Genomic DNA, 5,423 nt, shown 5'->3' on the forward strand with positions numbered 1-5,423 from the left:
CCGCGTCCATGCGGTCGCCCAGCGGTGCCAGCAGCAAAATGCCCAGCGCATAGCCCAGCTGGGTCAGCGTGGGCACAAAGCCCACGGCGCGTTCGCCTGCGCCCAGGTCGGGGCCGAGCACCCCCAGCATGGGCTGGCTGTAGTAGAGCGAGGCCACGCCCACGCCCGCCGTGGTCGCCATCAGCAGCACCAGCGATGCCGGCACGCCGGCAGCCTGCGCGCCCGCAGCGGTTTGCATATGCGTAGATTGAATAGAAGACATGTTGAGGCGCCTGTCAGGCGCAGTTGAAAAGCGATGGCCGTAGTGTGGTGCGGCGCAGTACACCACGGTAGTGGCTGCGCCTGCAGAATCGATATACGCTTGGCGTATGACCCTTGCCGACCTTCCCCTGCCTTCTGGCGCTGACCGCATCGAGCTGCTGCAGACCTTTGTGCGCATCGTCGAAAGCGGCAGTCTTTCGGCCGCTGCGCAGCAGATGTCCACCACCCAGCCCACGGTCAGCCGGCGCCTGCAGACGCTGGAGCGCGCGCTGGGCCTGCGCCTGCTGCGGCGCTCCACCCACGCCATGGCGCTGACCGACGACGGCCAGCGCTGCCTGGAGCATGCGCGCGAGCTGCTGGAGGCATGGCACGCGCTGGAGTCCGACCTGCGCGGCGCCCAGGACACGCCGCGCGGCCTGCTGCGCGTGGTCGCGCCCCACGCCTTTGGCCAGGACCAGCTCATGGCGCCGCTGCTGGCGTTTCTGGACCGCCATCCGGCCGTCAAGGTCGAATGGCTGCTGCATGACCGCCAGCCGGACTTCATTGCCGAAGGCATCGACTGCGCCGTGCAGGTGGGCGCCGTGGTTGATCCATCGGTGGTCGCGCTGCGCGTGGCCGAGGTGCCGCGCATTGCCGTGGCCGCGCCTGCCTTGCTGGGGCAGGGCAGCGTGCCCCAGCACCCGCGCGAGCTGCAGGGGCTGCCCTGGATTGCGCTGCGCACTTTCTACCAGCGCGAGCTGGAACTGCACCGCGTGGGCGATGAGCGGGTGTGCAAATCCTGGCGCCTGCAGTTCGAGCCCCGGCTCAGCACCGACAGCCTTTATGCGCTGCGCAACGCCGCCCTGGGCGGGCTGGGTGCGGCCCTGGCCTCGGCCTGGATCGTGCGCGACGATCTGGAGGCGGGCCGCCTGGTGCATCTGGCGCCCGACTGGCAGGCGGCGCCGCTGCCCGTGCATCTGGTCTACCCACCCGCGCGCCACCAGCCGGCGCGGCTGCGCGCCTTCATTGCGGCCATGCGGGAAGTCATGCCGGGCCTGACGGGAATGCGCGCGCCGCTTCCCTGAGTTGCTTGCTGCATCGTGTCCGCCCACGGCACCAGCCCCGACCTGAACCTGCCCGGTGCGCCGCGCAGTGTGATGTTGGCGCTGCGGCACAGCTTCTGAGGCTGCGCCCGGCATGGCCCCGGGCTTCTCCAAAAGACAAAGGCCCACGCGAGTGGGCCTTGGTCTATCCGGGCGTTGCCGTCTACTCGGTCGCCTTCTTCAGCGATTCCTTGGCGTTCTCTGCCGACTGCTTGGAGCGCTTGTTGTGGTAGTCCGACTTGACGTTGTTCACGGCCTTGCCGACCGGCCCGCTGTCCTTGGCCTTGGCGTCGGCCTGCTTTTCCTTCACCTTGTGGTCTGCAGCGTCGGCGGCTTCGGAGGCGGCCTTGCCCACCTGGGCATGGACGGGTGACAGGGCAGCGGCAGCTGCGAAGGAAATGGCGGTGGCAAGCAGCAGTTTCTTCATGGAATGCAATGTCCTGTGATGAGATGGCTGCATGGTGCGCCGGACCGCCGAGGCAACCGTGTAGGAGCAGGGCTTTGCACGGCGCGGGCGCTGCGGCCCACTCGCAGAAGGGCCGCCGACGGCAGCTTGCTTCAGTGTCCGACATGGTGCCGCCGGCCGAGCTTCTAGCCTTGAGCCAACCCCGTCACAACAAGGACCCCCCCATGATCACAGCCGAACCTACCATGACCAATCTCTTCGACCAGCTGGGTCTGGACTCCAGCCCGGAGGGCATCAAGCAGTTCATCCTCTCGCACCGGCTGGAAAAGGACACGCTGCTGGTGGATGCACCGTTCTGGACCGACGCGCAACGTGCCCTGTTCTCGCAGCAGTGGCATGCCGATGCGACCTGGGCGCTGGTGGTGGACCAGCTCAGCGAGGCCTTGCATGCCGAGCCGGACCTCCAGGCTGCGCCTTCGCCCGCAATTGCCGGGCACGAGCAGGAGGCTCGTCCCTGATCCTGTGATGCAACCGCTTGCGATGAACCCGTGGTGCTTACAATTTTTCCGGCTCGTTCAACCCATTTGCCTACGGAGTCGTTCACATGCTGACCTCGACTGGTCTGGCGCCGGCCCCTGCAGGCTCCGACGCACAACTCCCCCTTGATCCGGGTCTTGCTGCTTTGGAGGCCTTTCCGGACGCAGTCTTCGTCGTCGGACTCGATGGACGCCTGGCGCGCTGCAACCGCCATGCGTTGAGCCTGCTGGAGCATTCCGGCGATGCCCTGGAGGGCAGTGTTTTCGAGGACCGCTTCGTCGCCAGCAGCGGGCGCGCAGGCTGGTTCAACAGCCAGTGCGAGCCCGCCGGCGCCGCACGGCAGGCCAGACTCTGGCCCTTGCTGACCTGCACGGGACGCGAGCGGCCCGTGGCCTCATGCAGCTCGCGCGTACGGCTCGGCGATGGCAGCCTGGCCCTGCTGCTGAGTGTGCGCGAGGCGGATGCACCCCCGTCCGGGGCATCGCAGGCTCTGGCTGTGCCTTCCCGGTCCAGCCCTCTTTCCAGCGCCGAGCGCAGCTTTGCCTTGCTGGTGCAGAGCGTGACCGACTGTGCGATCTACATGCTGGATCCCGAGGGCCGCATCGTCAGCTGGAACCTGGGTGCCAAGCGCATCAAGGGCTATGAAGAGGACGAGGTCCTCCATACCCATTTCTCGCGCTTTTACACACCAGAGGACCAGCAGGCGGGGCTGCCACAGGCGGGACTGCGCACGGCCGTCAGCACCGGCCGCATGGAGGCCGAAGGCCTGCGCGTGCGCAAGGACGGCTCGCGTTTTTGGGCATCGGTCGTGATCGATGCCATCTACGACGAGGGCCAGCTGATCGGTTTTGCCAAGGTCACGCGTGATGTGACGGAGCGCAAGGCTGCCGAGGCCCAGCTGCGCCAGGCCTTGAAGATGGAGGCCATCGGCCGCTTCACGGGCGGGGTGGCCCATGATTTCAACAATCTGCTGATGGCCGTGCTCAGCAGCCTGGAACTGCTGCGCAAGCGCATGCCGCCCGACGATCGCCTGCGTTCGCTGGTGGAGATCGCCACGCGCGGCGCACAGCGCGGTGCCTCGCTGACCCAGCGCATGATGGCCTTTGCGCGGCAGCAGGAATTGAAGACGCAGGCCGTGGACGTCGCTGTGCTGCTGACCGGGATGCAAGGCCTGCTGCAGCAGACGGCTGGCCCGCATATCTTTCTGAAGATGGCCCTGGCCTCAGACCTGCCGCGCATCGCCACCGACCCCAGCCAGTTCGAGAGCAGCATCCTCAGCCTGGTTGCCAATGCGCGCGATGCCATGCCGGGCGGCGGCGTCATCAAGATCACGGCGGCCGTGGAAACCACGCTGCCGCGCCAGCTTGCGGGCCTGGCCTCGGGCTCGTATGTCTGCGTGCGCGTGGTGGACACCGGCGAGGGCATGGACGAACAGACACTCTCGCATGTGGTCGAGCCCTTCTTCACCACCAAGGGCGTGGGCAAGGGCACCGGCCTGGGCCTGGCCATGGTGGACGGGCTGGTGGCCCAGTCCGGCGGCAAGCTCGTGCTGCACAGCGCCCTGGGCAGCGGCACCACGGTGGAGATGTGGATGCCCGTCTCCAAGGACGAAAGCACGGCCTGCCATCTGGGCGGGCAAAGCGTGCAGGACGTGGGGCCCCTGGATGTGCTGCTGGTGGATGACGACCCGCTGGTGAGGGCCAATGCCTCGGCCCTGCTGGAAGACCTGGGCCACCGCGTCACGACCCTGGGCGCCGGGCAGGAGGCCATCGACCTGCTTGCGCGGCAGGCGCGCTTCGACGTGGTCATCTCCGACTACGCCATGCCCGGCATGAACGGCGTGGAGCTGGCCCGGCATATTGCAGCGCGATACCCGGGCCTGAACTTCATCCTGGCCAGCGGCTTTGCCGACATACCGGCGCTGCCACCAGGAATGACGCGGCTGGCCAAGCCCTATTCGCAGGACGATCTACGCCAGCTGCTGCTTCAGTTGGTGAGGGCGTGAGCACCCATGGAGATGGCCTGCGAAGAGTTTTCACAAGCCATCACATCAAGATGGCAGGGTGGAAACAATGGCGCGATTGGCCTGTAAGTGGGCTTCAATCGACGCCAATTGCGCGTCGTAATCACTGATGACTTGCGCGGGGGTACTTCGCGGCATCCTTGTTTTTAGAAAAACAAGAGCGGGTATGACGATCAAGGAAAGCATCCACGCCAACGTGAGCGCAGTGTTGATGGCAGGCATCTTGATCTGGTTTATCGCCGTAGGACCCGCAAGAAGCAGGACGAGGAAGCTGATGCCGGTCAGCTTCAACCTTCGGCCACGTGCGTGTGCACGCTTCTTTTGATGGGCTTCCAACGCTTGTGCACGTAGCGCCAGAATCTGCTGCTTTTCTTGCGTCAGCCTTGGAATGGCCAGTTCTGCCGCTGTGCGATCTGTGCCCCGTTGGATTGCGTGAAGGGAGTGTTCCACCTTTTTCAGTGAAATGATCCCGCCTTGACGTTCAAGAATTTGGGCGCTTCCGCAATGCGCGCAGATGAAGCGTTCCGTATCACCTCCAATCTCCAGTGGAGCGGAGCAATTGGCACAAGACAAGCTGTATATCGGCAAGCCACTCTCCCGTTTTTCTGGGGCAATCCAAAGCCAAAGCTGCCCATACATGCCAAGTCACCCGGCCGTATTCATTGCTTCGCCCATGGGCAGCGAGCCGGGCAGTGTAGCGCTGAATGCGGCGGGTTTGACGAGGCTGCATGCGCAGCCAGACCTGCTCCAGTTGTTGCAGCCGTGGGGGAGGGCTCAGACACCTGCCTTCTCGAACAGCCGGCGCAATACCTGCATGGGCAGGAACCTGACCTTTCGCCGTTTCAGTTCCCTCCGGAACAGGCGCTCGCGTTCAATGAAGTTGATCTTGGGTTTCATCTTTTTTTGGGGCTGCAATGGACGAAACGCGTCAATCTACTGGTGAACGCCGTAGCTCCTGTAACACCGTGTCAGCGATGCTTCGGTATTGCCGGTTGCCGCTCGGCCCTAGGGCCCGCGCCATTGGGCATGCCGCACGCCCAGCTGCAGCTGCTGGATGCGCCGGTGGATGGTGGAGCGGCTGACGCCGAGCTGGCGCGCCGCCTCGGAGACATTG

At 65.4% G+C, this 5,423-nt stretch carries 7 protein-coding genes and 1 pseudogene; 3 read left to right on the plus strand and 5 right to left on the minus strand.

Annotated features, from left to right (window positions below; translation table 11 throughout):
- Nucleotides 1-262: pseudogene (locus L995_RS28190) on the minus strand (MFS transporter); the annotation flags it as partial.
- A 106-nt stretch (nucleotides 263-368) separates the two neighbouring features.
- Between L995_RS28190 and L995_RS28195 the strand changes: the two are divergent.
- Complete coding sequence (locus tag L995_RS28195) at nucleotides 369-1,325, plus strand: LysR family transcriptional regulator (RefSeq protein WP_047474679.1); 957 nt, start codon at nucleotides 369-371, stop codon at nucleotides 1,323-1,325.
- A gap of 181 nt (nucleotides 1,326-1,506) precedes the next feature.
- On the opposite strand, the gene L995_RS28200 is transcribed toward L995_RS28195, so the two are convergent.
- Nucleotides 1,507-1,770: a hypothetical protein gene (locus L995_RS28200; RefSeq protein ID WP_016452405.1), complete on the minus strand. Its 264-nt coding sequence runs from the start codon at nucleotides 1,768-1,770 to the stop codon at nucleotides 1,507-1,509.
- A 203-nt stretch (nucleotides 1,771-1,973) separates the two neighbouring features.
- On the opposite strand from L995_RS28200, the gene L995_RS28205 reads away from it, so the two are divergent.
- Together L995_RS28205 and L995_RS28210 are read left to right on the plus strand one after the other, a co-directional pair.
- Nucleotides 1,974-2,267: a DUF2789 domain-containing protein gene (locus L995_RS28205; RefSeq protein WP_016452404.1), complete on the plus strand. Its 294-nt coding sequence runs from the start codon at nucleotides 1,974-1,976 to the stop codon at nucleotides 2,265-2,267.
- 86 nt (nucleotides 2,268-2,353) lie between these two features.
- Entirely contained in the window at nucleotides 2,354-4,291 is a 1,938-nt protein-coding gene (locus L995_RS28210) for a hybrid sensor histidine kinase/response regulator (protein ID WP_047474681.1), read from the plus strand.
- 45 nt (nucleotides 4,292-4,336) lie between these two features.
- On the opposite strand, the gene L995_RS28215 is transcribed toward L995_RS28210, so the two are convergent.
- The 3 genes from L995_RS28215 to L995_RS34835 form a co-directional block, all read right to left on the minus strand.
- A complete protein-coding gene (locus L995_RS28215) occupies nucleotides 4,337-4,948 on the minus strand; it encodes a hypothetical protein (RefSeq protein WP_047474683.1) in 612 nt (203 codons plus the stop codon).
- Between the two features lie 135 nt (nucleotides 4,949-5,083).
- Nucleotides 5,084-5,206, minus strand: coding sequence for a hypothetical protein (locus L995_RS34760; RefSeq protein WP_013803059.1), 123 nt, complete (start codon nucleotides 5,204-5,206; stop codon nucleotides 5,084-5,086).
- 108 nt (nucleotides 5,207-5,314) lie between these two features.
- The coding region (locus tag L995_RS34835; RefSeq protein WP_156136151.1) for a helix-turn-helix domain-containing protein at nucleotides 5,315-5,423 on the minus strand (109 nt) is incomplete at its 5' end.

Origin of the sequence: Delftia sp. ZNC0008 (assembly GCF_000799035.1) — a bacterium.
Taxonomy (GTDB): Bacteria; Pseudomonadota; Gammaproteobacteria; order Burkholderiales; family Burkholderiaceae_C; genus Comamonas; species Comamonas tsuruhatensis.

Excerpts from the sequence above, each read along its gene's own strand:
- L995_RS28205 (WP_016452404.1), top strand. The coding sequence starts at position 1,974 with ATGATCACAGCCGAACCTACCATGACCAATCTCTTCGACCAGCTGGGT.
- L995_RS34760 (WP_013803059.1), bottom strand. The coding sequence starts at position 5,206 with ATGAAACCCAAGATCAACTTCATTGAACGCGAGCGCCTGTTCCGGAGG.
- L995_RS28195 (WP_047474679.1), top strand. The coding sequence starts at position 369 with ATGACCCTTGCCGACCTTCCCCTGCCTTCTGGCGCTGACCGCATCGAG.
- L995_RS28215 (WP_047474683.1), bottom strand. The coding sequence starts at position 4,948 with ATGTATGGGCAGCTTTGGCTTTGGATTGCCCCAGAAAAACGGGAGAGT.
- L995_RS28210 (WP_047474681.1), top strand. The coding sequence starts at position 2,354 with ATGCTGACCTCGACTGGTCTGGCGCCGGCCCCTGCAGGCTCCGACGCA.
- L995_RS28200 (WP_016452405.1), bottom strand. The coding sequence starts at position 1,770 with ATGAAGAAACTGCTGCTTGCCACCGCCATTTCCTTCGCAGCTGCCGCT.